28 protein-coding genes are annotated in these 25,240 nt (G+C 68.4%); 16 read left to right on the top strand and 12 right to left on the bottom strand.

Annotated elements, in window-relative coordinates; translation table 11 throughout:
- Window positions 1-24 precede the first annotated feature (24 nt).
- Window positions 25-768: a FadR/GntR family transcriptional regulator gene (locus tag NU688_RS11375; protein ID WP_257860714.1), complete on the bottom strand. Its 744-nt coding sequence runs from the start codon at window positions 766-768 to the stop codon at window positions 25-27.
- 150 nt (window positions 769-918) lie between these two features.
- Here NU688_RS11375 and NU688_RS11370 point away from each other — a divergent pair, with 150 nt between their 5' ends.
- The 5 genes from NU688_RS11370 (at window position 919) to NU688_RS11350 (ending at window position 5,542) form a co-directional block, all read left to right on the top strand.
- Complete coding sequence (locus tag NU688_RS11370) at window positions 919-2,655, top strand: IlvD/Edd family dehydratase (RefSeq protein WP_257860713.1); 1,737 nt, start codon at window positions 919-921, stop codon at window positions 2,653-2,655.
- Window positions 2,656-3,561: a 2-dehydro-3-deoxygalactonokinase gene (locus NU688_RS11365; protein ID WP_257860712.1), complete on the top strand. Its 906-nt coding sequence runs from the start codon at window positions 2,656-2,658 to the stop codon at window positions 3,559-3,561.
- Between the two features lie 8 nt (window positions 3,562-3,569).
- Window positions 3,570-4,211, top strand: a complete 642-nt coding sequence (locus tag NU688_RS11360; RefSeq protein WP_257860711.1) for a 2-dehydro-3-deoxy-6-phosphogalactonate aldolase — start codon at window positions 3,570-3,572, stop codon at window positions 4,209-4,211.
- Window positions 4,212-4,248: 37 nt separating this feature from the next.
- Entirely contained in the window at window positions 4,249-4,986 is a 738-nt protein-coding gene (locus NU688_RS11355; protein WP_257860710.1) for an aldolase, read from the top strand.
- A 226-nt stretch (window positions 4,987-5,212) separates the two neighbouring features.
- Entirely contained in the window at window positions 5,213-5,542 is a 330-nt protein-coding gene (locus NU688_RS11350) for a hypothetical protein (RefSeq protein WP_257860709.1), read from the top strand.
- Between the two features lie 57 nt (window positions 5,543-5,599).
- Here NU688_RS11350 and NU688_RS11345 read toward each other — a convergent pair whose 3' ends face one another.
- The 4 genes from NU688_RS11345 to NU688_RS11330 form a co-directional block, all read right to left on the bottom strand.
- Window positions 5,600-6,316 carry an SDR family oxidoreductase gene (locus tag NU688_RS11345; protein WP_257860708.1) on the bottom strand — a complete coding sequence of 239 codons (717 nt, stop codon included), beginning with the start codon at window positions 6,314-6,316 and terminating at the stop codon, window positions 5,600-5,602.
- Window positions 6,317-6,355: 39 nt separating this feature from the next.
- Window positions 6,356-7,774 carry an MATE family efflux transporter gene (locus NU688_RS11340; protein ID WP_257860707.1) on the bottom strand — a complete coding sequence of 473 codons (1,419 nt, stop codon included), beginning with the start codon at window positions 7,772-7,774 and terminating at the stop codon, window positions 6,356-6,358.
- Window positions 7,775-7,808: 34 nt separating this feature from the next.
- Window positions 7,809-9,125 (bottom strand): MFS transporter, encoded by a 1,317-nt coding sequence (locus tag NU688_RS11335; RefSeq protein WP_257860706.1) that lies wholly within the window; start codon window positions 9,123-9,125, stop codon window positions 7,809-7,811.
- Between the two features lie 103 nt (window positions 9,126-9,228).
- A complete protein-coding gene (locus NU688_RS11330; RefSeq protein WP_257860705.1) occupies window positions 9,229-9,684 on the bottom strand; it encodes a MarR family winged helix-turn-helix transcriptional regulator in 456 nt (151 codons plus the stop codon).
- Between the two features lie 75 nt (window positions 9,685-9,759).
- Between NU688_RS11330 and NU688_RS11325 the strand changes: the two genes are divergently transcribed.
- From NU688_RS11325 to NU688_RS11295, 7 genes are all read left to right on the top strand, one after another.
- Window positions 9,760-10,308, top strand: coding sequence for a PaaI family thioesterase (locus NU688_RS11325; RefSeq protein ID WP_257860704.1), 549 nt, complete (start codon window positions 9,760-9,762; stop codon window positions 10,306-10,308).
- A 135-nt stretch (window positions 10,309-10,443) separates the two neighbouring features.
- Window positions 10,444-11,502 (top strand): Fe(3+) ABC transporter substrate-binding protein, encoded by a 1,059-nt coding sequence (locus tag NU688_RS11320; RefSeq protein WP_257860703.1) that lies wholly within the window; start codon window positions 10,444-10,446, stop codon window positions 11,500-11,502.
- Between the two features lie 46 nt (window positions 11,503-11,548).
- Window positions 11,549-13,222 (top strand): iron ABC transporter permease, encoded by a 1,674-nt coding sequence (locus NU688_RS11315; RefSeq protein ID WP_257860702.1) that lies wholly within the window; start codon window positions 11,549-11,551, stop codon window positions 13,220-13,222.
- Window positions 13,219-13,902 (top strand): ABC transporter ATP-binding protein, encoded by a 684-nt coding sequence (locus NU688_RS11310; RefSeq protein WP_257860701.1) that lies wholly within the window; start codon window positions 13,219-13,221, stop codon window positions 13,900-13,902. The genes NU688_RS11315 and NU688_RS11310 overlap by 4 nt, the downstream gene beginning before the upstream one ends.
- A 100-nt stretch (window positions 13,903-14,002) precedes the next feature.
- On the top strand, window positions 14,003-14,683 hold the full coding sequence (locus NU688_RS11305) for a glutathione S-transferase family protein (RefSeq protein ID WP_257860700.1): 681 nt from the start codon (window positions 14,003-14,005) through the stop codon (window positions 14,681-14,683).
- Between the two features lie 65 nt (window positions 14,684-14,748).
- Window positions 14,749-15,162: a lactoylglutathione lyase gene (gene gloA, locus NU688_RS11300; RefSeq protein WP_257860699.1), complete on the top strand. Its 414-nt coding sequence runs from the start codon at window positions 14,749-14,751 to the stop codon at window positions 15,160-15,162.
- A gap of 18 nt (window positions 15,163-15,180) precedes the next feature.
- Window positions 15,181-15,741: a DUF1697 domain-containing protein gene (locus tag NU688_RS11295; RefSeq protein ID WP_257860698.1), complete on the top strand. Its 561-nt coding sequence runs from the start codon at window positions 15,181-15,183 to the stop codon at window positions 15,739-15,741.
- On the opposite strand, the gene NU688_RS11290 is transcribed toward NU688_RS11295, so the two are convergent.
- From NU688_RS11290 to NU688_RS11275, 4 genes are all read right to left on the bottom strand, one after another.
- Entirely contained in the window at window positions 15,742-16,470 is a 729-nt protein-coding gene (locus tag NU688_RS11290) for a haloacid dehalogenase type II (RefSeq protein ID WP_257860697.1), read from the bottom strand.
- Window position 16,471: 1 nt separating this feature from the next.
- A complete protein-coding gene (gene eda, locus NU688_RS11285; protein ID WP_257860696.1) occupies window positions 16,472-17,107 on the bottom strand; it encodes a bifunctional 4-hydroxy-2-oxoglutarate aldolase/2-dehydro-3-deoxy-phosphogluconate aldolase in 636 nt (211 codons plus the stop codon).
- 160 nt (window positions 17,108-17,267) lie between these two features.
- Window positions 17,268-19,103, bottom strand: coding sequence for a phosphogluconate dehydratase (gene edd, locus NU688_RS11280; protein WP_257860695.1), 1,836 nt, complete (start codon window positions 19,101-19,103; stop codon window positions 17,268-17,270).
- A gap of 188 nt (window positions 19,104-19,291) precedes the next feature.
- Window positions 19,292-19,855, bottom strand: coding sequence for an OmpA family protein (locus NU688_RS11275; RefSeq protein ID WP_257860694.1), 564 nt, complete (start codon window positions 19,853-19,855; stop codon window positions 19,292-19,294).
- A 135-nt stretch (window positions 19,856-19,990) separates the two neighbouring features.
- On the opposite strand from NU688_RS11275, the gene NU688_RS11270 reads away from it, so the two are divergent.
- Complete coding sequence (locus NU688_RS11270) at window positions 19,991-20,698, top strand: gamma-glutamylcyclotransferase (protein WP_257860693.1); 708 nt, start codon at window positions 19,991-19,993, stop codon at window positions 20,696-20,698.
- Entirely contained in the window at window positions 20,695-21,234 is a 540-nt protein-coding gene (locus NU688_RS11265) for a superoxide dismutase family protein (protein ID WP_013542668.1), read from the top strand. The genes NU688_RS11270 and NU688_RS11265 overlap by 4 nt, the downstream gene beginning before the upstream one ends.
- Window positions 21,235-21,243: 9 nt before the next feature.
- Here NU688_RS11265 and NU688_RS11260 read toward each other — a convergent pair whose 3' ends face one another.
- Window positions 21,244-21,810: an NTP transferase domain-containing protein gene (locus tag NU688_RS11260; RefSeq protein ID WP_257860692.1), complete on the bottom strand. Its 567-nt coding sequence runs from the start codon at window positions 21,808-21,810 to the stop codon at window positions 21,244-21,246.
- Window positions 21,811-21,839: 29 nt separating this feature from the next.
- On the opposite strand from NU688_RS11260, the gene pdxH reads away from it, so the two are divergent.
- Window positions 21,840-22,493, top strand: coding sequence for a pyridoxamine 5'-phosphate oxidase (gene pdxH / locus NU688_RS11255; protein WP_257860691.1), 654 nt, complete (start codon window positions 21,840-21,842; stop codon window positions 22,491-22,493).
- Between the two features lie 6 nt (window positions 22,494-22,499).
- Here pdxH and NU688_RS11250 read toward each other — a convergent pair whose 3' ends face one another.
- Complete coding sequence (locus NU688_RS11250) at window positions 22,500-23,714, bottom strand: OmpA family protein (RefSeq protein ID WP_374684645.1); 1,215 nt, start codon at window positions 23,712-23,714, stop codon at window positions 22,500-22,502.
- A gap of 27 nt (window positions 23,715-23,741) precedes the next feature.
- Here NU688_RS11250 and NU688_RS11245 point away from each other — a divergent pair, with 27 nt between their 5' ends.
- On the top strand, window positions 23,742-24,113 hold the full coding sequence (locus NU688_RS11245) for a hypothetical protein (RefSeq protein ID WP_257860688.1): 372 nt from the start codon (window positions 23,742-23,744) through the stop codon (window positions 24,111-24,113).
- A 149-nt stretch (window positions 24,114-24,262) separates the two neighbouring features.
- On the opposite strand, the gene NU688_RS11240 is transcribed toward NU688_RS11245, so the two are convergent.
- The gene (locus NU688_RS11240; protein WP_206174618.1) at window positions 24,263-25,213 is read right to left on the bottom strand and encodes an AEC family transporter; all 951 of its coding nucleotides are present in this window, start codon (window positions 25,211-25,213) and stop codon (window positions 24,263-24,265) included.
- Window positions 25,214-25,240 lie beyond the last annotated feature (27 nt).

Genomic DNA, 25,240 nt, shown 5'->3' with positions numbered 1-25,240 from the left:
TTCGGCGACCCATGCGCCGGCCTGTCAGCCGGCCTTGAGCTTCAGAGGCGGCCGGCTGAGCTTCGGCAGGCGCCGACGCGAGGCGAGCACGTCTTCGATGTCCTGCCGCGCCCCGTCGATGAGGCGGATGACCGCGCGCTCGGCGGCGTCGGGGTTGCGCGCGATCACCGCATCGAGCACCGCGCGGTGCAGCGGCAGCGAGCGCGCGGGGCCGTCGGGCTTGGCGGCCGAAATCTCGAAGCTGGTGCGCAGCAGCGCGTTGAGCGCCTTGCTCATCTGCGCCAGCATGCGGTTGCGCGCGGCGACCAAGAGGCCGTTGTGAAAGCGCAGGTCGAAGGTGACGTAGTCGCCACCATGCTCGACCGCTTCCTTCATGCCGGCGAAGGCACTTTCAATTTCCTCGATGTCCTTCGCATCGGCCCGCTCAGCGGCAAGCCGCACCGCAGCAGGCTCCACCACGCGCCGCAAATCCTGCAGGTCGCGCAGAAACCCCGGCGTGAGGCCGGCGCGCGACTGCCAGGTGATGACATCGGGATCGAACCAGTTCCAGTGATCCTGCGGCAGCACGCGCGTGCCGACCTTGGGGCCCGTCGCGACGAGGCCCTTGGCCGCGAGTGACTTCATGGCCTCCCGCACCACGGTGCGGCTCACGCCGAGTTCTTCCCCAAGGATCGGCTCGGGCGGTATCGACGCCCCGACCGCATAGCGGCCGGCGACGATGGCTTCGCCGAGCAGTTCCAGCGTGCGGCCGTGGATGTTCTTGATCATGCGTGCGATGTGAAATTTGCTATCCCAGCGGCCGAAAACATCAAGGCTCCGGCTCGCTCATCAGGCCTATCATATGATGATTGAAACGCCATCCGGCAGGGCAAACCCTCGAGGTTCTGCACCGAAACCGGCAATCGAGAGACACACGCGATGAACACTCCCCCCAGGAAAAAAGCCAGCGAACTGCGCAGCCAGCAATGGTTCGGCCGCCACGACCGCGACGGCTTCATCTACCGCAGCTGGATGAAAGGCAAGGGCGTGCCGCACGACCAGTTCGACGGCCGCCCGGTCATCGGCATCTGCAACACCTTCAGCGAACTCACGCCCTGCAACTCGCACTTCCGCACGCTCGCGGAGCAGGTGAAGATCGGCGTGTACGAGGCCGGCGGCTTCCCGCTCGAGTTCCCGGTGATGTCGCTCGGCGAGACGCTGCTGCGCCCTACGGCCATGCTGTATCGCAACCTCGCGAGCATGGACGTGGAAGAAAGCATTCGCGGCAACCCGCTCGATGGCGTGGTGCTGCTCATGGGCTGCGACAAGACCACGCCCGCGCTGATGATGGGCGCGGCCAGCGTCGACCTGCCGACCATCGGCGTCTCGGGCGGCCCGATGCTTTCCGGCAAATGGCGTGGGCAGGAACTGGGCTCGGGCACCGGCGTGTGGCAGATGAGCGAGCAGGTGCGCGCCGGCACGCTCAAGCTGCAGGACTTCTTCGAGGCCGAGAGCTGCATGCACCGCAGCCACGGCCACTGCATGACGATGGGCACCGCGAGCACCATGGCCTGCATGGTCGAGGCGCTGGGCATCGGGCTGCCGGGCAACGCGGCCTACCCTGCCGTGGACGGCCGGCGCAATGTGCTGGCGCGCCAAGCCGGCCGGCGCATCGTGGACATGGTGCATGAAGACATGAACATGTCGAAGATCCTCACGCGCCAGGCGATCGAGAACGCGATCAAGGTGAATGCGGCCGTGGGCGGCTCGACCAATCTCGTGATCCACCTGCTGGCGATCGCGGGCCGCATCGGCGTGGACCTCACGCTCGACGACTTCGACCGCCTCGCCTCCGAGCTGCCCTGCCTTGTGAACCTGCAGCCCTCGGGCCAGTTCCTGATGGAAGACTTCTGCTACGCGGGCGGCCTGCCGGTGGTCATCAAGGAGATCGCCCAACACCTGCACAAGGACATCCTCACCGTCACCGGCCAGAGCCTCTGGGACAACGTGAAGGACGCCGAGAACTACGGGCCGCAGGTCATCCGCCCGCTGGCCGAGCCCTTCAAGGACAAGGCCGGCATCTGCGTGCTGCGCGGCAACCTCGCGCCCAACGGCGCGATCATCAAGCCCAGCGCGGCCACGCCAGAGCTGCTGGTGCACAAGGGCCGCGCGGTGGTGTTCGAAAGCGCCGACGACCTGCACAAGCGCATCGACGACGAGGACCTGGACATCGACGAGCACTGCATCATGGTGCTCAAGAACTGCGGGCCCAAGGGCTACCCCGGCATGGCCGAGGCCGGCAACATGCCGCTGCCGCCCAAGGTTCTGCGCAAGGGCATCACCGACATGGTCCGCATCAGCGATGCGCGCATGAGCGGCACGGCCTACGGCACGGTGGTGCTGCACACGGCGCCCGAAGCAGCCGCGGGCGGTCCGCTGGCGCTGGTGCAGGACGGCGACATCGTCGAGCTCGACGTGCCGAACCGAAAGTTGCATCTGCATGTGAGCGACGAAGAGCTGGCGAAGCGCCGCGAGAAATGGGTCGCTCCCAAGGCGCCACTCGACTCGGGCTACTGGAAGCTTTATGTCGACACGGTGCTGCAGGCCGACCAGGGCGCGGACCTCGCTTTCCTGCGCGGCCGGCGCGGGGCGTTCGTCCCGCGCGACAATCATTGAATGACAAGACTGGTAGCAATCGACTGGGGCACGAGTTCCCTGCGCGGCGCACTGCTGGATGCAGACGGCAAGGTGATCGAAGAGCGCAGCGACGCGCGCGGCATCCTCAAGGTCCCCGAAGGCGGATTCCCTGCCGTCTTCGAAGCGCTGTTCGGCGACTGGATGCGCCTTGAAGGCGCGCAGTGCCTCATCTCCGGCATGGCCGGCAGCAAGCAGGGCTGGGTCGAGGCGCCGTATTGCGCCTGCCCCGCGGGCCGCGTCGAGGTCGGCCGCAAGATCATCCGCATCGACGCCATCCCCGGTGCGCACATCGCCATCGTGCCGGGACTCAGCGACGAGCATGACGGCGTGCCCGACGTGATGCGCGGCGAGGAGGTGCAGATCTTCGGCGCCATGGCGCTCACCGGCGCGAGCGACGGCCTCTTCGTGCTGCCCGGCACCCACAACAAATGGGCCACCGTCCGGAAGGGCCGCGTAGCGGGCTTTCGCACCTGCATGACGGGCGAGTTCTACGCACTGCTGAGCCAGCACTCGATCCTCGCGCGCACGCTCGATGCCACCGCGCCCCTTGACGAAGCGGCGTTCCTGCAAGGCGTGACCCAATCCGAGAACGGTCACGGCCTGCTGCACAACGCCTTCGGCGCGCGCACGCTCGCGCTGTTCGAGCGCATGCCGAAGGAGGAGCTGTCCAGCTACCTCTCGGGCGTCCTGATCGGCGAAGAGTTGCGCACCCAGTCGCTGCAGGCGGTCGGCGAGGTGGTGCTGATCGGCTCGCCCGTGCTCACCGAGCGCTACACCCTCGCCCTGCGCGCCGCGGGCGTTGCCACGCGCACGCTCGGCGCCGAGGCCACCTGGGCCGGACTGCATGCGCTGTCCGGCTTTCTTGCAGCAGCAGACAACCACTGATTCCCGCCATGACCACGCCCCTCGAAAAATTCAACGCCGCGATGCGCGACCTGCCGCTCGTGGCCATCCTTCGCGGCCTCACGCCTGCCGAGGCCGCGGATGTCGGCGACGCCATCGTCGAGCCCGGTTTCCGGCTGCTCGAAGTGCCGCTCAATTCACCGCAGCCCCTGGACAGCATCGCGCTGATGCGTGCGCGCTTTCCGCAGGCGCTGGTGGGCGCGGGCACGGTGCTCGATGCGCAGCAGGTGCGCGACGTGCATGCGGCCGGCGGCGAGCTGATCGTGTCGCCCAACTTCAACGCCGCGGTCATCGCCGAGGCGGTGAAGCTCGGCATGGTGTGCCTCCCCGGCGTGATGACGCCGACCGAGGCCTTCGGCGCGCTCGCGGCCGGCGCCACGGGGCTCAAGCTCTTTCCCGCCGAACTGGCCTCGCCCGCGGTGGTGAAGGCACTGCTCGCGGTGCTCCCGGCCGGCACGCCGGTGATGCCCGTGGGCGGTATCACGCCGTTGAACATGGGCGAGTGGCGCGCAGCGGGCGCTGCCGGCTTCGGCATCGGCTCCGCGCTCTACAAGCCGGGCAAGCAGGCTTCGGCCGTGCGCGACGATGCGAAGAAATTCATCTCGGCCTGGACGGGCACCACGAACGCCTGATCCCGCACCGGTCCCCAAGAAAAAAGAAGGAGACACGATGTCCGCAGAGTCCACCTACGCCAGCCCCGCCGTCCGCAAGCAGCGCGAAGACCTCGCGCTGGCCCTGCGCGCCGCCGCCCACCACGGGTTGTCCGAAGGCGTCTGCAACCACTTCAGCGTGATGCTGCCGGGCGCGCAGGACCGCTACCTCATCAACCCGCGCGGCCTGCACTGGAGCGAGATCGGCCCCGACGACATCGTGCTGATCGACGTGCACGGCGAAGTGCTCGCCGGCCGCCACCGCGTGGAGCCCACCGCACTCTTCATCCACGGCGCGGTGCATCGGCTCACCGGCCACGCGGTCGTGCTGCACTGCCACATGCCGTACGCCACCGCGCTCACGCTCACAGTCGATCGCGCGCTCGATCCGACGGCGAGCCAGAACGCGATGCGCTACGTGAACCGCATCGCGGTCGACGCGGTCTACAACGGCCTTGCGCTCGACGATGCAGAGGGTGAGCGCATCGCCCGCGCGATGGCCGGCAAGGACGTGGCCTTTCTCGCGAACCACGGCGTGATCGTGGCGGGCGCGACCATCGCGCATGCCTACGACGATCTGTACTACCTCGAACGGGCGTGCCTGCACCAGGTGATTGCGCAGTCGACCGGTCGGCCGCTCGCGCCCGTCGATGCGAAGCTGGCCGCGCATGTGGCGGCGCAGATCCAGGGCGAGCGCGAGCAGTCGGACCTGTTCTTCGAAGCGCTGCGCCGCATGCTGCCCGCCGCGCGCGCCTGAGCGCACGCGAGCGCGCGGACATGCACACGGCCTCTCGGCCTACATCCAACGGCACACCCGCGACAGCGCCCAACGGGCGCACCACGCATTAGCATCGTGGCATGCCCAGTTGACGTCACACGTCTACCGGCTGCTTACAGCTCTTCATCCGATTTCGCCTCAGCCTTACACAAGGTTCACACAAGGCAACGACGATGAGGCTTCCAACCACTCCACGGGAGTTGCCATGAAAAAGCTCACTTTCGCATTCGCCGCAGCCGCCCTGATGTCGCTGGCTGCACTCAGCGCACCGGCGCAGGCCCAGACCGGTGGCCGCTTCATCCAGGCCCAGGTGTACGTGGTGCCCGCACCGCCGCCCCCGCGCCGCTACTACGCACCGCCGCCTCCGCCGCGCCACTACCACCCGGGCTATTACCGCGATGGTCGCGATGGCCGCGGCTACGACCATGGCCGCCGCTGGGACGACCGCCGCCATTACGGTGGCCGCCGCGACAACGACGGGGACGGCGTGCCCAACCGCTACGACCGCCGGCCGAACAACCCCTACCGCTATTGATCGACCAGAACGAAAAAACCCGGGCCGAGCGCCCGGGTTTTTCTTTTGTGGCGCCGCTCAGGTCGCAGCAGGTTTCGGCGCCGCCGCATAGGCCGGCGCGTCGCTCGACAGGCTCTGCTTGACCTGGCGCGTGACCTCGTCGGCCAGCACCTCGGGCTTGCCGGCTTCCACACCAGCAAAGGCCTGACGCGCCACGTCGTCGGGTGATGCCTTGGCGCCAGGCACATGCGCGGCCATGTCGGTGTCCATGAAGGCCACGTGCAGGCTGGTCACCTGCGTGCCCTGTCCCGCCAGTTCGTTGCGCAGGCCGTTGCTCAGCGACCATGTGGCCGACTTCGTGGCGCTATAGGTCGCCACGCCCGGAAAGGTGATCCAGCTCAGCACCGACAGCACGTTGATGACCGCACCGCCGCCGTTGGCCGCGAGCACCGGCGCGAAGGCTTGGGTCAGCGCCCAGGAGCCGAAGAAGTTGGTCTCGAACTCGGCCCGCGCCGCATCGACCGCGCCTGCACCCAGCAGGTTCGATCCGCGCGAGATGCCCGCGTTGTTGACGAGCAGCGTGACATCGCCGCAAGCCGCGACCGCCGCGGCGATCTGCGCGGGCTGCGTCACATCGAGCGGCACCGGCGTCACGCCGACCAGCGTGATGCTCTTCGGGTCGCGCGCGGCGCCATAGACCTTGCTCGCACCCGCCGCGAGCGCGGCCTTGGCAAAGGCCAGCCCGAGGCCTCGGTTGGCGCCGGTGATGAAGACGACGGAGTCCTTGATTTTCATGGGGAGCCTTTGCCTTTGGTAGCTATGTAGAAAACTGTTTCAGGCCTGCGCCACCCGGCGCAGCAATCCGGAGGGCGTGCGCGGCCAGCCCACGCGGCCGAACCACGCGCCGCCCGCGATCGCCGAGGCAATCACGATGCCGTACACCACCAGCGCCACGCCCTGCGCCGCGAACACGCCGGTGAGCCCGCCGCCCCAGCGCAGCGCGAGCCAGCCGCCCGTGCCCGCCACGGCGAGGCGCGCGATGTTGCCGAGCACCGGCCACAGCAGGCGGCCCGCGCCCTGCGAGGCGAAATACAGGACGAGGCCGACGCCGAAGAAGCCGTAGAGCGGCCCCACCACGCGCAGGTAGTGCGCGCCGGTCTCGAGCATGGCCGGGTCGTTGCCGAACAGCAGCAGCCATGGACGCGGGAACAGCGCGGCCGCGAGGCCGATGGTCTCGGTCAGCGCAAAGGCCAGCGCTGCGCCGGCCCAGGTGGCACGCAGCGCGCGTTCGCGCTGCCCCGCGCCCATGCAGGTGCCGACCATCGCGACCAGCGGCGCGCCCAGGCCGAAGACCAGCGGCACCAGCAGGTACTCGAGCCGTGACGCGGTGCCGTAGCCGGCCAGCGCGCCCGAGCCGAAGTGCCCGGTGAGCGCGGTCGCGATGCCGATCGACAGGTTGGTCGCCACCGTCGACACCGCGCCGACGAGCCCGATGCGCAGGATGTCGCGGAACATCGGCCACTGCAGCTTCAGCGCCGACAGCGTCGGCTTGAGCAGGCTGCGCGGCGAGCGCAGGTAGACGATGAGCGCGATCGAACCCAGCAGGTAGTACAGCAGCAGCGCCATCGCGCCACCAGCGATGCCCATGCCCGGAATCGGCCCCCAGCCGAAGATCAGCAGCGGCGACGCCGGAATGAGGAACACCACGCCCACCACCGTCACGTTGGCGGGCACCGCCATGTTGCCGGTGCCGCGGATGATGGCCGAGAGCGAGTTGAAGAGCCACACCAGCACCGCGCCCACGAACACCCAGTTCGAGTAGGTCAGCGCGGCATCGAGCGAAGCCCCCGTGCCGCCCATGATTCCGTAGAGCCAGCGTCCGCCGAACAGCAGCGCCAGCGAAAAGAACAGGCCGAAACCGAGCGCGATGACGACCGCATGCCACACCAGCGCATCGGCGTTGTCGCGGCGGCGTGCACCGAGCGCGCGGGCAATCGACGAGGCGATGCCGCCGCCCATCGCGCCGCTGGAGGTCATCTGCATCAGCATCACGATCGGGAACACCAGCGCCATGCCCGCGAGCGCATCGGTGCCGAGCTTGCCGACGAAGTAGGTCTCGATGAGCCCGACGGAGGCCTGCGCCACCATCACGAGCACGTTGGGGGCTGCGAGGCGCAGCAGCGTGGGCACGATGGGCGCCTCGAGCAGGCGGCGTGTGCGCGGGTCGAGTTCGCCTTGGGCGGGGGTGGTCATGGCGGGGCTTTCGGGTGATCGCTTCGGTGATCGATCAGGCGCGTGCTGCCGCTGCGGGCGGGACCGGCGCGCCGACCTTGGCTGCGGGGCGACGGATCATCATCACGATGACGGCCGCAACCAGGCAGGCGGCACCGGCTGCGTACAGCGCCGGCGTGTAGGTCAAGAGCAGCGTGCGCGAAAAGCCCGCTCCGTACGCGGCCGTGGCGGCGCCCAGCTGGTGCGCGGCAAAGATCCAGCCGAACACGAGGCCCACCTTGGCCGGGCCGAAGGTCGCGCCCGCGAGCTTGACGGTCGGCGGCACGGTGGCGATCCAGTCGAGGCCATAGAACATCGCGAAAAGGCCGAGGCCGTAGATCGTGAATTCCGAATGCGGCAGCCAGAAGAGCGACAGACCGCGAAGGCCGTAGTACCAGAACAGCAGCTTGCGGTTGTCATAGCGGTCCGAGAGCCAGCCCGAGAGGATGGTGCCCACGAAGTCGAACGCGCCCATCATCGCGAGCACCGAGGCCGCGGGCACGGCGCCCATGCCGTTGTCGCCGCATAGCGAGATGAAGTGCGTCTGCACGAGGCCATTGGTGCTGAGGCCGCAGATGAAGAAGGTGGCGGCCAGGATCAGGAAGGTGCGGTTGGTCGCGACCTCCTTCAGCACGCGGAACGGCGTGGCGAAGTTCATCATCGCCACGGGCGCGGCCGGTGCGGCCGGTTGTGTGCCGGGCAATTCACCGTAGGGAAGCAGGCCAACATCGGACGGCCGGTTGCGCACCAGGCACAGCGCGAGCACCGCGATCAGCACGCTGCCGATCACGATCGGCACGATGGCCGAGCGCCAGCCCCAGTGCTCGATCATCCAGGCCGCGAACGGCAGGAAGGCCAGTTGCCCTGTCGCCGAGCTGGCCGTGAGCATGCCGATGACCAGCCCGCGGCGCGCGACGAACCAGCGGTTGGCCACCACCGCGCCGAGCACCAGCGCCGTCATGCCGGTGCCCAGGCCCAGCATCAGGCTCCATAGCACGAAGAGCTGCCACAACTGCGAGGCCATGGTGACCAGCGCCATGCCGAGGCCGACCAGCGCGAGGCCGGTGCAGATCACCGCGCGCAGGCCATAGCGTTCCATCAGCACCGCGGCGAACGGGCCCATGAGGCCGAAGAGCGCGAAGCGCAGCGCGAGCGCCGAGGAGATCTGCTCGGTGCTCCAGCCGAACTCCTTGCCCAGCGGCTGCAGCATCGCGCCCGGCAGGCCCAGCGCGGCCGACATCGTCAGCATGGTCAGGAAGGTGATGGCAGCGACGATCCATCCGTAGTGGATGCCGCGGCGCTGCAGCCATGCGGAAACTTGGGTGGCGAACATGGGGCCTCAGCTGTTGGAATGGGATGTGGAGGGGGAAAAGAAACCCAGCCCGTGCTGCTCTGTCAGCGCGGCTGTGTCGCGTGGGTGGGGTGGGTGGTGTGCCTCAGTCCTGCGGGTCTGCGGCGTCGTCGGCGCCCAGCAGTTCGAGCGACTCGTCGATCAACAGGTGCAGCGCCAGCACGCGCTCCACGCCCAGCAGCGCGTTGAGCTTCTGCTGCGCGGTCTTCCAGTGCTGCTGGGCTTCGCGCCATTTGGCCTCGCCCTCGGGCGTGAGCGCCACGAGGAGGCTGCGCGCATCGGCGCCGGCGCTTTGCGCAATCCAGCCCGCGGCGATCAGCGGCTGCAGGTTGCGGCTCAATGTGGAAGCGGTCATCTTGAGCTCGCCCGCCAGGTCGACCGGGCGGGAAGAGCCCAGCCGCTTGAGGTGCGACAGCAGCGAGTACTGCGTGGTCTTGAGACCGCTCTTGGACACCTCGGCGTCGTAGTGCGTCGACAGGCGACGCATGAGCTGTCGTACCTTGAAACTCGTACAGCCGCGGGGTTTGGTCTGGATGTCCATGGGCGATGATTGTAGGTGCAACTGTTGCATATACAATTCGCGACCTCATTCAAAGCCCCCAGGAGCAGTACAGGCATGACGCAACCCACCAGCCAGCTCGACGCATGGATCGCCGAGGAACGCGCGATCACCGACCGCCTCGAAGGCGGCCCGGGCCCCGGGCTCGCCCGCCCCGACCAGATCGCCGGCAAGACCGGGCTCGAAGTCATGCAGGCGATGCTGAACGGCGAGATTCCCTACGCGGCCATCGCCAAGACGCTGGACTTCACGATCGTCTCGGTCAGCAAGGGCATCGCCGTGTTCCAGGGCACGCCGCTCGCGCAGCACCTGAACCCGCTGGGCACCATCCACGGTGGTTGGGTCGCCACGATGCTGGATTCGGCTTTGGGCTGCTCGGTCCACACGATGATGCCGCCCGGCCGCGGCTATACGACCGCCGAACTGAGCGTGAACTACGTGAAGGGCCTCACGCCGAAGGTGCAGCGGGTGCGCGCTGAAGGCAAGGTGATCCACTGCGGGCGGCAGCTTGCGACGGCTGAGGCACGGCTTGTCGGGGCCGATGGCACGCTGTATGCACATGCGACGACGACGTGTCTGGTGTTCGAGATTCCTCCGGCTCGGTGACGCAGTAGGCCTTCGGCTTGTAAGTCCAAAATCCGCCCCCTTCCCCCGTCTGTTGATAATTGTTCTCATCGGCGCCGCCGCAAGACGGCCGCCGGTGTCTCCCCAAGAACACGTTACCGACCTGGAGGATCTGTCATGACCCAACGCTCCGGCGCTCCGACCCGCGCTGCGCACGCCCTGATCGGCGCCACCACCGCCTGGCTCGCCCTCACCGCCCTGCCCGCGCACGCCGCCGAAGAGCTCACGCTCTACACGACGCGCGAGCCGGCGCTGATCCAGCCGCTGATTTCCGCCTTCAGCGCGCAAAGCAACATCAAGGTCAACACCGTGTTCGTGAAGGACGGGCTGCTCGAGCGCGTCAAGGCCGAGGGCGCGCGCTCGCCGGCCGACGTGCTGATGACGGTGGACATCGGCAACCTCATGGACCTCGTGGACGGCGGCGTGACGCAGCCCGTGAAATCGCCCGCGCTCGAATCGGCCATTCCCGCCAACCTGCGCGGCGCCGACGGCCAGTGGTTCGCGCTCTCGCTGCGCGCGCGCGTGCTCTACGCCGACAAGGCGCAGCCGCTCACCAGCTTCCGTTATGAAGACCTGGCCAACCCGAAGTACAAGGGCAAGGTCTGCATCCGCGCGGGCCAGCATCCCTACAACACGGCGCTGGTCGCGGCGCTGATCGCGCACGACGGCGAGGCCAAGGCCGAACAGTGGCTGCGCGGCGTGAAGGCCAACCTCGCACGCAAGGCCACGGGTGGCGACCGCGACGTGGCGCGCGACATCCTCGGCGGCATCTGCGACATCGGCATCGCCAACTCGTACTACGTCGGCCAGATGAAGAGCGCCAAGGAAGGCACCGATGCGCGCAAGTGGGGCGACGCGATCAAGGTGGTGCGCCCGACCTTCGCGAATGCAAAGAGCAACGGCACGCACGTCAACATCAGCGGCGCCTCGGTGGCGAAGAACGCACCGCAACGCGCCAACGCGGTCAAGCTGCTCGAATTCCTGGTGTCCGAGCCGGCGCAGGCGCTCTACGCGCAGACCAACTACGAGTACCCGGTGCGCAAGGGCGTGGCGCTCGATCCGATCATCGGCCAGACCATCGGCGAGCTGAAGGTCGATCCGCTGCCGCTCACCGAGATTGCCAAGTACCGCAAGCAAGCCAGCGCGCTCGTGGACAAGGTCGGCTTCGACCAGTGATCGAGACAGTCGGGCCCGCCTTGCCGGCGCCTGAAGAAAAATGCAAATGACACGGCGCCAGCCGCCGGCCCTGCAAGCTGCAGGACCGGTCTGGCGCCTTGCCTCGTTCGCGATCGCCGCCGGCGTGCTCGCGCCGGTGCTCACGCTCCTGTGGCTCGCTTTCGGTGCCGGCGTCGGGCACTGGGGGCCGCTGTTCGCGCATGTGCTTCCGCAGGCGGCACTCAACACGGCCCTGCTGCTGGCCGGCGTCGGCACGCTGGTGCTGGTGATCGGCACCGGCTGCGCGTGGCTCGTCACGGCGCATGACTTTCCGGGGCGCGGCGTGCTGCACTGGGCGCTGCTGCTGCCGCTCGCAATGCCGACCTACATCGTCGCCTTCGCCTACCTCGACCTGCTGCATCCCATCGGCCCGGTGCAGGGCGCGATCCGCTGGGTGCTGGGCTTCGACAGCCCGCGCCAGTTCCGCCTGCCCGACCTGCGCTCGATGCCGGGCGCGATCTTCGTGCTTGGCTTCGTGCTCTATCCCTACGTCTACATGACGGCGCGCGCGATGTTCATGACGCAGCCCGCGCACCTGCTGGAAGCGGCACGAACGCTGGGCGAGAGTCGGCGCGGCGCGTTCTTTCGCGTGGCGCTGCCGCTCGCTCGCCCTGCCCTCGCCGTCGGCCTGAGCCTTGCGCTGCTCGAAACGCTGAACGACATCGGCGCCTCGGAATTCCTCGGCGTCAACACGTTGACGGTGGCGGTCTACACGACGTGGATCACGCGCTCCGACCTGGCCGGTGCGGCGCAGATTGCCTGCGCGATGCTGTTTGTGGTGGTGGCGCTCGTCTGGCTCGAACGCAACGGCCGCCGGCACCAGCGCTTCGGCTCGGCGCAGCGCATGCGCGCGGTGCAGCCGCGGCGTTTGCATGGCGGTGCCGGCTGGGCTGCGACGGCGGTCACCGCGCTGCCGGTGCTGATCGGCTTCGTGGCGCCTGCGCTGTATCTGGTCTGGGAAAGCGCCAAGCGGCTGCGCCTGGGTGGCGGCGTTTCGCAGGGGTTGATCGCGAGCCTCGGCAACACGCTCGCGCTGGCCGCAGGCGTCACCGTGGTGGCCGTGGGTGCGGGATTGGTCGTTGCATGGGCGGCACGCAGCCAGGGCTCCGGCATCAACCGCGCGCGCTGGCAGGCACGCGCCGCCACGTTGGGTTACGCGGTGCCGGGCACGGTGCTGGCCATCGGCCTGCTCACGCCGGCGCTGGCCTTCGACGCCGCGCTCGCGACCGCCTTCGGATGGCAGGGCCTGCCGCTGATGAGCGCGGGCATCGTGCTGGTCGTGGCCTGCGCGATCCGCTTTCTCGCGATGCCGGTGGGCGGCATCGAGGCCGGCCTCGCGCGCATTCCGCCCGCCATCGAGCAGGCCTCGCGCCTGCTCGGCGAAACCACCGCGGGCACGCTGCGCCGCGTGCACCTGCCACTGCTGCAGCCGGCCATCGCCGCGGGCGCGCTGCTGGTCTTCGTCGATGCGATGAAGGAGCTGCCCGCTACCTTGCTGCTGCGCCCCGCCAACTTCGACACCCTCGCCACCTGGCTCTACGCCGAGGCCGCTCGCGGCACCTATGAAGAAGGCGCGATCGCGGCGCTTGCCATCGTGCTGGCCGGCTTGCTGCCGGTGGTGCTGCTGGCGCGCAACCAGTTGGGCACAACGCCAGTCGCACCCGTTCCGGAACACGCATGAGTTCGCCACTGCACATCGAATCGATCCAGCTCGCGTACGACACGCCGCGCGGGCTGCATACCGTCGTCGACGATTTCTCGCTGTCGCTCGCGGCCGGCGACATCGCCTGCCTGTTCGGCCCCTCGGGCTGCGGCAAGACCACGGTGCTGCGCGCCATCGCGGGCTTCGAGCCGCTGCGCGCGGGCACGATCCGCCTCGATGAAGTGGTGCTCTCGTCCGCCCGCTCGCACCTGCCCCCCGAGCAGCGGCGCGTGGGGATGATGTTCCAGGAATACGCGCTGTTCCCGCACCTGACGGCCGCGAAGAACGTCGCCTTCGGGCTGCGCCGCCTAGGCCGCGCGGCGCAACAGTCGCGTGTGGCCGAGATGCTGGCGCTGGTCGGCCTCGCCGATGCCGGCGAGCGCTATCCGCACGAGCTCTCGGGCGGGCAACAGCAACGCATCGCGCTGGCCCGCGCGCTCGCGCCTTCGCCGGCCCTGTTGCTGCTCGACGAACCCTTCTCCAATCTCGACGGCAGCACACGCGAACGCCTGACTGCCGAGGTGCGCGGCATCCTGAAGCAGGCCGGCCAGACCGCGATCCTGGTCACGCACAACGAGGCCGAAGCGCATGCGATGGCAGACCGCATCGGCGTGATGCACAACGGCCGCATCACGCACTGGCTCGACACCGCGACTTAGCACAAGGCGCCGAAAAGGCGAATGGGCTTTCCGGGAAAAGGTTGTTCGGGATCGCAAGAATCGCGGCGACCGAAGTACACAACCGAAGACGGAGAGCCCCATGTCCCAACCCCTCACCCTCGTCAGCCACCTGCTGTGCCCCTACGTCCAGCGCGCCGCCATCGCGCTCGGTGAAAAAGGCGTGCCCTTCGAGCGCGTCGTGATCGATCTCGCGAACAAGCCCCAGTGGTTTCTCGACATCTCGCCGCTCGGCAAGGTGCCGCTGCTGAAGGTGCAGCGCACCGACGGCACCGAGGCCGTGCTGTTCGAGAGCAACGTGATCTGCGAGTACCTCGAAGAAACCCAACCCGGCGCGCGCCTGCACCCCGAAGACCCGCTCACCCGCGCCGAGCACCGTGCGTGGATGGAATTCGGCTCGGCCATCCTCGCTGACCTCTGGGGTTACGAGACCACGCAGGACGCGGCCGTGTTCGAGCAGAAGCGCCTCGCGCTGGTCGCCAAGTTCGAGCGCGTCGAGGCCGCTCTCGGCGCCGGCCCCTACTTCGCGGGCAAGAGCTTCAGCCTGGTCGATGCGGTGTTCGCGCCGGTGTTCCGCTACTTCGAGGTGTTCGACACGCTCATCGATTCGCGCATCTTCGCCGCGCTGCCCAAGGTCGATGCCTGGCGCAAGGCGCTGGCCGCGCGCCCGAGCGTGCGCGATGCGGTGGTGCCCGAGTACCCGCAGCACCTGATGGAATTCCTGAAGCGCCACGAAGCCCACCTGCTGACGGCGGCGGCTTGATCGCCGCGGCGGGAAGCCGACAATAGCGGCTTCCCTTTCCCACAACTACTACACGGCACCACGAGATGCGATTCCTTCACACCATGCTGCGCGTTGGCAACCTCCAGCGCTCCATCGACTTCTACACAAAAGTGCTCGGCATGAACCTGCTGCGCACCTCCGAAAACCCCGAGTACAAGTACAGCCTCGCCTTCCTCGGCTTCGACAAGGGCAACCCGGACCAGGCCGAGATCGAGCTCACCTACAACTGGGGCACCGAGAGCTACGACCTGGGCTCCGCCTACGGCCACATCGCGCTCGGCGTGCCCGATGCGTATGCGGCCTGCGAGAAGATCAAGGCCGCGGGTGGCGACGTGACACGCGAGGCCGGTCCGGTCAAGGGCGGCACGACGGTGATCGCCTTCGTGACGGACCCCGATGGTTACAAGATCGAGCTGATCCAGCGGGCCGCATCCGCCGAGGGCGCCGGCCTGCGCTGAAGCGCTTCGGGTAACGCCATGGCCAGCCCGAAGAAAGAGAAGAAGACGACCACACGCCATGTTGCGTTGCTGCGCGGCGTGAACGTCAACGGCATCACGATCAAGAGCTCCGACCTGAAGGCGCTCTTCGTCGAGCTCGGCTTCGATGCGGTGCGCACGGTGCTCGCCAGCGGCAACGTGCTGTTCGATACCGACGAGAGCGATGCCGGCGCCTTGCGCACACGCATCGAGCAGGCGCTGCGCAAGCGTTTCGACTACGACGCGTGGATCGTGCTGCTCACGCAGAAATCCGTGGCCGAGATGGCCGCGGCCTATCCCTTCCAACGCATCGACGAAGAGCGGCATCCGTACCTCGTGTTCGGCTCCGATCCCGCGATGCTCGATGAAGTGATGGAAAAAGCCGGCACCGTCGACCCCAAGCTCGAACGGCTGAAGCAAGGCAAGGGCGTGCTGTATTGGCAATGCCCGCGCGGCGAGAGCACCGACACACCGGTGGCCAAGCTGCTGGCGAAGACGCGCTACAAGTCGAGCACGACGGCGCGCAATCTGCGCACGGTCGAAAAGCTCTTGACGGACTGATCAGCAGCCCAGCAGATCGGCCAATTCGTTGATGTCGCGCGCGTGCAGGCTGTTGTCCGGCTGCGGCGAAACATCCTTCGGCTTGTCGCGGCCGAACTCGTGGGGCCGCTCGATGTAGGCGGTCTTCAGACCGCACACGCGTGCGGCGGCCAGATCGTCATGGTGCGCGGCGGCCAGCATCACCTGCCCCGGCGTCGCATCGAACACGCCGGCCACGCCAAGGTAGGTGCGCGGGTCGGGCTTGTAGGCCTTGAACACCTCGGCCGAGAGCACGCAGTCCCAGGGCAGGCCCGCGCGCTTGGCCATCTCGGTCAGCAAACCGATGTTGCCGTTGGAGAGCGTGCAGATGGTGAACTTCTTCTTGAGCCGCGTGAGCCCGGGCACCGAATCGGGCCACGCCGGCAGCCGGTGCCACGCACGGCTCAGGTCGCGCCTGGCGGCGGTGTCGAGCCGGTCGGTCAGGTCGAAGTCGCGCAGCACCTGCTCGAGCATGCTCAGGTGCAGCTCGTCGAGCAGCGTGAAGCCGCCCTCGCCCGCTGCGATGCGCTCCATCACCGCCTTCATTGCCGGCTGGTAGCCGGCGCGCCACGCAAGCGCGAAGGTCGCGCCTTCCACGCCCGGCAACACACGCTCGACTTCGGCCGCGATGCCGCTGTGCCAGTCGACCACCGTGCCGAACACGTCGAACGCGATGACCTTCAGATCGCTCGCGTCGAATTCGGCGCGCATGTCAGCGGGACAGCTGGCTTGCGGCGCGTGCCAGCTGTTCGATGCGTGCCCAATCGCCGTCGCGGATCGCACCGGTCGGCACGATCCACGAGCCGCCCACGCAGGCCACGTTCGAGAGCGCGAGGAACTCGGCCGCATTGCCCGCATGAATGCCACCCGTGGGGCAGAAGGTGACGTCGCCGAACGGCCCTTGCCAGGCCTTGAGCATCGGCAAGCCACCGGCCTGCAGCGCGGGGAAGAACTTGAGCTGCGTGTAGCCGTCTTCCTGCGCCGTCATGATTTCGCTGCCGGTCGCCACGCCGGGCAACAGCGGCAGGCCGAGGTCGTGACAGGCCTTGCCGACCGAACGCGTGTAGCCCGGGCTCACGCCGAACTTCGCGCCAGCCAGCGCCGAGGCTTGCGCATCCGCCGCGCTGCGGATGGTGCCTGCGCCGGCCACGGCCTCGGGCACTTCCCTGGCAATGGCCTCGATGCATTGCAGCGCCTGCGGCGTGCGCAGCGTGACCTCGAGCATGCGGATGCCGCCGGCCACCAGCGCGCGCGCCAGCGGAATGGCGTCTTTCACGTCGTTGAGCACGATGACCGGGATGACCGGTGCGTCGCGCATCACGTCGAGCGCGGTGAGTTTTTCTGCCATTTCATTGCTCCAGTACGTTATGCGCGGCCCGCGGCGTGAAAACCCGCAGAGCCCAATTCAAGAAACACCGCGGAACCGGCTCTGCCGGGCCGCAGGTGTTGCCCCCGGTAGGGGGTTGGCGAAGCGACACGAAGTGCGCGCAGCCTGGGGGCGAGCTCATTTACAGCCATGAGCAGGCTCCTTCTTCAGCGGTGAGTGCATTGCGGCGCATGCCGGCGAACAGTTCGCGGCCGAGGCCGTGTCCGTCGGAGATGCGCTGCGCGTCGGGCAGCGTCGCGGTCTCGCGCGCGGCCCATTCGTCTTCGGGCAGCAGCACGGCGAGCGTACCCGCTACGGCATCGAGACGGATCACGTCGCCGTCGCGCACCTTGGCGAGCGGTCCGCCCGCGGCCGCTTCGGGCGACACGTGGATGGCCGCCGGGATCTTGCCCGACGCGCCGCTCATGCGCCCGTCGGTGACCAGCGCGACGCGAAAGCCCTTGCCCTGCAGCACCGACAGCGGCGGCGTGAGCTTGTGCAGCTCAGGCATGCCGTTGGCCTGCGGGCCCTGCCAGCGCACCACGCAGACCACATCGCGCTCCAGCTCGCCGGCGGTGAAGGCCTTCTGCAACGCGGCCTGCGAATCGAACACGCGCGCGGGCGCTTCGATCACATGGCGGTCGTCGGGCACGGAGGAGACCTTGATCACGCTGCGGCCGAGGTTGCCGCTGAGCAGCTTCAAGCCGCCGGTGGCGCTGAACGGCTCGGCCACCGTGCGTGCGACCGCGTCGTTCTTCGACGGGGCGGCGGGCGTCCAGTTCAGGCGCTGCTCACCGCCTTCGACCAGGGTCGGGATGTTGGCGAATTCGCGGATGCCGCCGGCACGCACGGTGAGCACGTCGCCGTGCATCAGGCCCGCATCGACCAGCTCGCCGATCACGAAACCGGGGCCGCCTGCAGCCTGGAACTCGTTCACGTCGGCACTGCCGTTGGGGTACACGCGGGTCAGCAGCGGAATGATGTCGGAGAGCTTCGAGAAGTCGTCCCAGTCGATCACGATGCCCGCGGCGCGGGCCACGGCCACCCAGTGGATCAGGTGGTTCGTCGAGCCCCCGGTGGCCAGCAGTGCGGCCATGGCGTTGACGATGCAGCGCTCGTCGACCATCTCGCCGATGGGCGGACAGCTGAACGTCGCATCGCCCGCCTTGCCCAGCACCGTGCGCACCGCCTCGCGCGTGAGCGTCTCGCGCATCGCATCGCCGGGCTGGATGAAGGCCGTGCCGGGCACGTGCAGGCCCATGGCTTCGAGCAGCATCTGGTTGCTGTTGGCGGTGCCGTAGAAGGTGCAGGTGCCCACCGTGTGGTACGCCGCCATTTCCGCATCGAGCAGGCCCTGCCGGCCCACGAGGCCCTGCGCCGCTTGCTCCCGCACCTTCGACTTGGCGTTGTTCGAGAGGCCCGAAGGCATCGGCCCCGCGGGCACGAACACGGTCGGCAGGTGGCCGAAGTGCAATGCGCCGATCAGCAGGCCCGGCACGATCTTGTCGCACACGCCGAGCATCAGCGCGCCATCGAACATGTCGTGCGTGAGCGCGATGGCGGTGCTCATGGCGATGACGTCGCGGCTGAAGAGGCTCAGCTCCATGCCGGGCGTGCCCTGCGTGACGCCGTCGCACATGGCCGGTACGCCACCGGCCACCTGCGCGGTGGCACCCAGGCGCCGCGCCTCCTGCTTGATGATGTCCGGGTAGCCTTGGTACGGCGCGTGGGCCGAGAGCATGTCGTTGTAGGCGGTGACGATGCCGATGTTGGGTGCGCGCTCGGTCACCACCCTGAACTTGTCGTTGGCCGGGATGCCGGCCACGGCGTGCGCCACGTTGGCGCAGCCCATGCGCTCGGAGCCTCGGTCGCGGTCGCGGATTTCGGCCAGCCTCGCGAGGTAGGCGCTGCGCGTGCCATGGCTGCGCTCGCGGATGCGATCGGTGACGTCGCGGACGGTGGGGTGTGTGCTGCTCATGGGGTAGTGGCTCTTGCTGCGTGTCGCCGGAGCGACTGGTGGCCTGGAGGCCCATCGTACCAAGCAAGGCGCGCGAGCCCGATGAAATCCGGGCGCCAAACGATACGAATTTACTCAGGCATGGCTCACCGTGCGGCAGACATGAAAAAGCCCGGCGTCACCGGGCTTTTTTTGCAGGCGGACAGTGCTCAGTCCACCAGCCTGGCTTCGACGCGGCGCGCCTCGGCGTTATTGCCCGAACCCGCCGTCACCTCGGGCTTGTGCAGATCGATCTTGCCGGCCGGCACGCCCAGGCCCACGAGCACGTCGCGCACCATCTCGGCCCGCTTCTTCGCCAGCGATTCGTTGAGGGCGGCATCGCCCGTGGTGTCGTGGAACCCCGAGACCACCACCTTGCGGCCGCTCTCCACGCCCTTGATGACCGCGGCCAGCGCCTCGGCGGCGCCCGGTGCGAGGTCGGCGCTGCCGGTCGCGAAGTAGAAGTTCACCACGCCGTTGACCACGCGGATGCTCGCGCCGTCGGGGATCGTGACCGTGACCGTCTCGGTCACCTCGGCCAGCTTGGGCGCTTCGCCCGGTGCGGGCGACGAGATCACCACGGCCGGTGGCTTGCCCGGCATTGCAGCGGCAGCGCCGGAGGCACTGTGGCCCTTGTGCCAGATCACGATGCCCACCACGAAGAAGATCACCAGCGCGATCAGCGCCATGAGGAAGCCGAGGATGAAATTCTGCTGGCCGTCGTCGTCGCTCATGGGTGGGCGTGCTCCGTAATTGAGGGGTCGGTAAATAATGGTGCGGTGAACCATGACTCCGAAATTGTAGGCGGCGCTCCTGACAGGCCCGTGTCGGACCCCGCGCCGAATCCGGGACCGCCCGGCCTCGACCCCATGCCCAAGCCCCTTCGCGATCCACAACCCATGCTCGAGCGCGCGATTGCCGACTGGGGCGGGCACGACGACCTCTGGCTGTTCGGCTACGGCTCGCTGATCTGGCGGCCGGAGTTCGGCTTCATCGAGCGGCGCCCGGCCTGGGTGCACGGCTGGCATCGGGCGCTCAAGATGTGGAGCCGCGTGAACCGCGGCAGCATCCAGACGCCGGGCCTCGTGTTCGGCCTGCTCTCGGGCGGCAGTTGCCGCGGCATGGTGTTCCGGGTGCCCAGGGCCGAGGGGGTCGAAACGCTGCGCCGTCTCTGGCTGCGCGAGATGCCCACCGGCGTGTACGACCCCAAGTGGCTTCGCTGCGGCACGGCCGAGGGTCCGGTCAACGCGCTGGCCTTCACGCTCTCGCGGCGCAGCCCCAACTTCACCGGCGATCTGAGCGACGAGCGCTACCGCCACATCTTCGCCCACGCGGTCGGCCGCTACGGCAGTTCGCTCGACTATGCGCAGCAGACCCTGCTCGAGCTGCGGCGGCATTCGATCCACGATGCGGCGCTGGCGCGGCTGGTGGCACTGGCCGAGGCCAAGCAGGTATCCGAGGCATCCGCGGCAGCCGCCGATTGCGATACGCCCCCGGCTCCGGTATATGTTCCGGGGTCTTCCGACAATTCGTCTTCCCAACCTTCTTCATCCCGACCGTCCAAGGAAAAACCATGAACCATCGTCGTCTCTTCGCCACCGGCACCGCCCTCCTCGCCACCGCCGTGCTGGCTGCCTGCGGCAGCATGGGCGGCAAGCCGAGCACGGCCGTCGAGCTGGTGCCGACCGCCGCGATCACGCCCAACCCGACCCGCGGCACGGTGAAGCTCACCGCCCTGGACCACGGCGTGCGCGTCTCGGGCGAAGTGCGCGGCCTCGTGCCGGGCAGCGAGCACGGCTTCCACATTCATGAAAAGGGCGACTGCGGCGACAACGGCAACGCCTCGGGCGGCCACTTCAACCCGACCGGCGGCACGCACGGCAAGTTCGCCGCGCCGGGCAGCCATGCCGGCGAACTGCCGAGCCTGGTGGCCGACGCCGGTGGCGTGGCGCGCTTCAGCGTGGACGATCACTCGATCTCATTGACCGACGGCGCCGCCAACAATGTGGTCGGTCGCGCGCTGGTGGTTCACCGCGACCGCGACGACTTCACGACGCAACCGGCTGGCAACTCCGGCCCGCGCATCGCCTGCGCGGTGATTCCGAAGGGCTGATCCGCCCGATCAGCGCCCCGCGCGTTCGAGCCACAGCGCCTCGGCGCGCGCCAGGGCCTCGGGCGTGTCGATGTCGGTCACGACGCCGGCATCGTCCACCGCGAGGTCAGCTACCGAATCGATAGCGCGCATCGCCCTGAGAACCGGCGCTGCGCCGAGGTTCCCCTCCAGCGCCGCGAGTTGTGCGCGGCATCCGGCGGCAAACGCGACCGGATGGCCGCGCTCCCCCATGAACTGCGGCTGCACGGCGTTCACCCGGCCATTGAGCGCGCCGGCCACCGCCCGCAGCGTCTCGGGCTGCACCAACGGCAGGTCGCCCGGCAGGATCAGCCAGCCGATGGCATCGGGCGTGGCACGCACTGCGGCGGCAATCGAGTCGCCCATGCCCGGATGACCCGCGTCTTCCAGGTGCCACGGCAGGCCGCTCGCACGCACGGCATCGAGCGTGCGTTCCAGCACCGGCTTGCCCGCGAGCAGGGCCTTCAGTTTCTGGCCCGTGCCGCCGGCCGCAATGAAGCGCTCGCCCCGGCCGGAGGCCAGCACGATCACCACGGGGGAATTCGCCTTCGTCGTCATGGGCCGAGTATGTGCGCAACAATCCCAGCATGACTTCCCCTCTCTCCAACGAAGCGCTCGCCGCGCTGCGCAAGAGCTACGAGCGCGCCGAACTCGGCGAGACCCAAAGCGCGAACGATCCGCAGAAGCAATTCGAACGCTGGCTCACCGAGGCCATCGACGCCCAGGTGCCCGAGCCCAATGCGATGACGCTGTGCACCGTGGGCAGCGACCTCAGGCCCTCGAGCCGCATCGTGCTGATCAAGGGCTACGACGCACGCGGCCTCGTCTGGTACACCAACTACGAAAGCCGCAAGGGCCGCGAGCTCTCGGGCAACCCGTATGCGTCGCTGCAGTTCCACTGGGTCGAGCTCGAGCGCGTGGTGCGCATCGAGGGCCGCGTCGAGAAGGCCGGAGCCGACGAGAGCGACGCCTACTTCGCCAGCCGCCCGCTCGACTCGCGCATCGGCGCATGGGCCAGTCCGCAGAGCGAAGTGATCAGCGGACGCGACGTGCTGGTGAAGAACGCAGCCGTGGCCGCAGCCAGGCACCTGCTCTCGCCGCCGCGCCCGCCGCACTGGGGCGGCTACCGGTTGGTGCCGGACCGCTGGGAGTTCTGGCAGGGCCGCAAGAGCCGGCTGCATGACCGGCTGCGCTATCGGCTCGAAGGCGCGGACTGGGTGCGCGAGCGCCTGGCTCCTTAAGTTCCGTCAGGCCTCGCAGCCAACGACCTTGAATTCGACGCGACGATCAAGCGCGTCGCTCGCATCGTCGGCCCCAGTGCCGACGATGTTCTCCCGAAAGCCCATGCCCGACTCGCGCAGCTTCTTCGCAAGCGGCGGCGCCTCGGTCACCAGCCGCGACTTGACGCTCACCGCGCGCTGCAGCGACAGCCGCTCGTTCACCGACTCCGAGCCCGTGCGGCTCGTGTGCCCCGTCACCACCACGCACGAATCGATCTGCGCCGCCTGGCGCGCGATCTGCCGCAGCCACATCGGATAGGCCGCGCTGATCTTCGGATCGCCGAGGAAATCGGTCGAGCCCGGCTTGAACAGGAACTTGACGCTCAGGTTGTTGGTTTCCAGGCCCAGGCGCGCGATCGTGCCGAAGGTCTTTTCCGCATCGGCTGTGCGGCCCAGTTGCGACTGCGTGAGGTACATCCCGCTGTAGATGCGCAGCTGCTGCCCGTCGGGCCGCTTCGCCGCCGCCTCGTAGCGGCCCAGCGCCTCGCTCATGCGGCCGGCTTCGTAGGCCGCGGTGGCTTCCTGCAGCACGGTCGAGGTCGGCAGGCGCTCGAGGTACAGCGCATCGGCGGCCTGCCCCGGCTGGGTTTCGGCGGTGCGGATGTAGCCCTCCACGCCGCGGTCCTTGCCGTTCACCGGGCTGTCGCGGAAGAACGCCGTGGGCCGCGTGTCGAGCGTCGCATCGCTGATGCGCGCGACCGACTGCGCGATCACCACGCCGCTCTTGATCTCGGTGAGCGCGAGGTTCAGGCGGTAGCGCCCGCCAGCGGTGGCGTCCTTGTCGCGTATCAGCGTGCCGTTGAGCACGTACTGCGCGTTGCCGATTTCTGTGGTGTTGAACGGGGACACGGTGAACTGCTTGAACTGCGCCTGCATGCGCTGGACGATGCGCTGCTCGGCCACGCGCGTCACCTCGGTCTGCTGGCCGCTCGCGCCTTCGAGCAACGGGTCGATCACGATGCGGCGCTGCGTGAGCGACTCCACCTTCGCGAGAAAGGCGGGCAGCTTCTGCGTCTGCACCATCAGGTCGTCCACCGCCTGGTTGACGGCCTGGTCGAAGGGCATGGCATTGCCCGGCACGGGGCGGTTCGCGCAGGCGGCGGCGAGCGCCGCGGCGCACAGGGTCAGCACGCGCAGTGTGGTGCGGATCCGTTGACGGACCGGTTGTGTGGTGTCGTTCATCATCAGCACTGACTCCTCAATGTCTTCATGTCTTCGTCCGACAACGGCTCGCCGACGGCGGCGCGCATGTTGATGTCGGTGCAGCGCCTGGAGGGCGCGGGCCTTTTTGCAACGGGCTCTCTCGGCATTTCATGCGGCTGCGTTGCAGGCGCGGCCGACGCCGTGGCCTGGGGCCTGGGTTTGGTTGCCGGGCGCACCGCGGGAGCGGGCGCCGGAGCGGACCTGGACTCGGCCTCCACTGGCTTTTCTTTTTCTGGCGCCTCGCGCGGCACGTTGACCGAGAGGCACGGCGTCCTGCACGGCTTGCCATCGGCCGCCGCCTGCGCGGGTGCGCCGAAGAGCGCGATCACCGTCGCGACCACCGCCATAGCAACAAGGGGCGAAGAGCACGCCGGGTAAATCATCAGCCGGCAAATGTAGGGCGGCAGGCGCCGCGCGCCATTCCACCAAACGGCCACCCCTGCCAAACGGCATAGGGAGTCGCGGGTGGCCGATAAAGCGAAAGGCCGCGAGCCGACTGCGAAGGGAGAACCGAAGGACTCAGCCTCTCAGGGCAGCCACTGCACCCAGACCATCACGAGCGTCAGGGTGCCCAGCGCCAGCACCGTCGACACGGCCACGCTGGCCGTGACGAGGTCTTCGGCCGTGCGGTAGCGCTGCGAGAACAGGAACACATTGGCGCCGATGGGCAACGCCGCCGCCACCACCATCACGGTGAGCGGGATGCCGCGCACGCCGAGCAGCCAGCCGATGCCGGCCACCAGCAGCGGATGCAGCAGGTTCTTCACCAGCGCCTGCACCAGCGCGCCGCGCCAGTGCCGCCCGATGGGCGTGAGCGCGAGCGTGATGCCCACCATGACGAGCGCCACCGGGCCGAAGGCCTGGCCGAGCAGTTGGATCGGCTTGTCGATCACCTCGGGCATCACGAGGCCAGTCTGCGCGAACAGCAGGCCCGCGATGATCGGCAGCGGCACGGGGTGAATGATAGCGTTGCGGAGAGCCCGCAGCACGGTGCGCGCCATCGAGCGTTTCTCTTCGCCGCTGACCACCGCATGCTCGCGCGCCACGGCCAGTTCGAGCACGAGCGTGGCGCTGGTCATGAGCACCAGCGAGTGCAGCGAGATGAGCGTCAGCAGCACCACCATGCCCGCTTCGCCATAGGCGAGGCCGACGAGCGCGATGCCGATCATCACCGTGTTGCTGTAGGTGTTGGCCAGCGCGATCACCGCGGCCGTGCGGTTGAACCCGCGCAATGCGAGCGTGCCTGCGAACAGCAGCCCGGAGGCGATGAAGTACGCGGCAACCGGCTTGAGGCTGAGTTCCTGCACATGCACCGTGCTCATGGCGCGGAACAGCAACGCGGGCGCGAGCAGCAGGAAGATGAGGTTCGACAGGTCCTTCACCGCATTGCCGCCGATCCATCGGCGCCTGCCGGCCAGGTAGCCCGCGGCGATCAGGATGACGACGGGGAGCAGCGAAGAGATGACGAAGGAGTTCACCCATCGAGGATAAGCTGCCTTGCTCCT

It is taken from the genome of Variovorax sp. ZS18.2.2 (assembly GCF_024701975.1).
Lineage (GTDB): Bacteria > Pseudomonadota > Gammaproteobacteria > Burkholderiales > Burkholderiaceae_C > Variovorax.
This window is presented reverse-complemented; position numbering and strand designations above follow the sequence as displayed.